General features: G+C 72.8%; 2 protein-coding genes. One reads left to right on the top strand and one right to left on the bottom strand.

What is annotated here, in order from left to right:
* Nucleotides 1-162: 162 nt before the first annotated feature.
* Nucleotides 163-1,131, bottom strand: coding sequence for an aldo/keto reductase (locus tag H5J33_RS32560; protein WP_181798319.1), 969 nt, complete (start codon nt 1,129-1,131; stop codon nt 163-165).
* Between the two features lie 148 nt (nt 1,132-1,279).
* On the opposite strand from H5J33_RS32560, the gene H5J33_RS32555 reads away from it, so the two are divergent.
* Nucleotides 1,280-2,080 (top strand): endo alpha-1,4 polygalactosaminidase (locus tag H5J33_RS32555; RefSeq protein ID WP_181798318.1); only part of this gene is annotated, 801 nt, incomplete at its 3' end.

The raw sequence follows: 2,080 nt of genomic DNA, 5'->3' as shown, positions 1-2,080 counted from the left end.
CTGACCACGATCCCGCCACCGCCGCCGCCACCGCACCACCGGCCGTGACCCGCGGTCCGATGTGAACGGCCGGAGACGGCCCGGCCGCTCCACCCGGACCGCGCGCCGCAGCACTGTCGGTCACGGCCCTCCCGCCCCGCCCGGCACACCCGCGCGCGGTGCTCAGTGGCCGCTGACCGCGCGCGGGGTGTACGGCCGCTGGAGCTCCTCGATCTCCTCGGCGGTCAGCTCCAGCGCGACCGCGGCCACCGCGTCCTCGAGGTGCCGCGGCTTGGCTGCGCCGACGATCGGCGCCGTCACGGTGTCCTGGTGCAGCAGCCAGGCGAGGGCCACCTGGGCGCGCGGCACGCCCCGGCCGGCCGCGATGCGGGTGACCGCCTCGACGATCGCGCGGTCGCTCTCCAGGTACAGCCGGCTGCCGAAGTCGTCGGTGGCGCTGCGTCCGGTGACGGTGCCCCAGTCGCGGGTGAGCCGGCCCCGGGCGAGCGGGCTCCACGGCAGCACGCCGACACCCTGGTCCGCGCACAGGGGCAGCATCTCCCGCTCCTCCTCGCGGTAGAGCAGGTTGTAGTGGTTCTGCATGGAGACGAACCTGGTCCAGCCGTGCCGCTCGGCGGTGTACTGGGCCTTGGCGAACTCCCACGCGTACATCGAACTGGCGCCGATGTAGCGGACCTTGCCCGCCTTGACCAGGTCGTGCAGCGCCTCCATCGTCTCCTCGACGGGTGTGGCGTGGTCGTAGCGGTGGATCTGGTAGAGGTCGACGTAGTCGGTGCCGAGGCGGCGCAGGCTGTGGTCGATCTCGGTCATGATGGCCTTGCGGGACAGCCCGGCGCCGTTGGGACCCGGCCGCATCCGGCCGTGCACCTTCGTGGCCAGCACGATCTCGTCACGGCGGGCGAAGTCCCGCAGGGCCTTGCCGACGATCTCCTCGCTGGTGCCGTCGGAGTAGACGTTCGCGGTGTCGAAGAAGTTCACGCCCGCCTCGAGCGCCTGCCGGATCAGCGGCCGGGACGCCTCCTCGTCCAGCGTCCACTCGTGCGTGCCGCGGTCCGGCACCCCGTACGTCATGCAGCCCAGACAGATCCGAGACACGTCCAGGCCCGTCGAACCGAGCTTCACGTACTGCATCGTTACTGCTCCTGCCGTCGAGACGATGATCACCGGTGAGCCTACGGCGTGGCCCGGGAAGCGACTTGACGACGGGAGCGTACGGACGATTTGATCCTGGACGTGCCGCGCCGCCCGGCGTGGGCAGGATGGAGCGGACTTGCCCCCCATGGGTGACCCCCGCGCCCGGAGGCCGCGTGCGGCCCTGGGCGCCTTGGCAGCGGCCCTGGCCGTCGCGGTGTCGGCGCTGGCCGGCTGCGCCTCCGGCGACCGGGGCGAGAACGGTTCCGGCAGACCCGCCGCGGTGCGGCTGCCCCCGAAGGGCGCCGGCTTCGACTACCAGATCGGCGGGGCCTACCCCCCGCCCAAGGGCGTGCGCGTGGTCAGCCGCGACCGGTCCGACTCCCCCGCCCGGGGCCTGTACAACATCTGCTACGTCAACGCGTTCCAGGCCCAGCCGGCCGAGCGCTCCTCCTGGCCCGCCGATCTGCTGCTGCGTGACGGGCGCGGCAGGCCCGTCATCGACGAGGACTGGGACGAGCCGTTGCTGGACATCCGCACCCCGGCCAAGCGGGAGCGGGTGGCGAAGCGGGTGAACGGCTGGATCGACGGCTGCGCGGACAAGGGCTTCGACGCCGTCGAACCCGACAACTACGACAGCTACACCCGTTCCCACGGGCTGCTGACCCCGGCCGACGCGACCGCGTTCATGGCCCTGCTGTCCCGGCACGCGCACGCCCGGCACCTGGCCATCGCGCAGAAGAACACCGCCGAACTGGCCGGGCGGCGCGCGCGGGCCGGACTGGACTTCGCGGTGACGGAGGAGTGCGGCCAGTACGACGAGTGCGGGGTGTACGCCAAGGCGTTCGACGACCGCGTGGTGGACGTCGAGTACACCGGGCACGGTCTGGAGGCTGCCCGCGCCCGCTGGGGCGGCCGGCTGAGCATCGTCCGCCGGGACCGGAACGTG

The sequence above is a fragment of the Streptomyces sp. WELS2 genome, from assembly GCF_013870595.1.
Classification (GTDB): Bacteria; Actinomycetota; Actinomycetes; order Streptomycetales; family Streptomycetaceae; genus Streptomyces.
The sequence above is the reverse complement of the archived record's forward strand: the minus strand, read 5'-3'. Positions and strand labels throughout refer to the sequence as shown.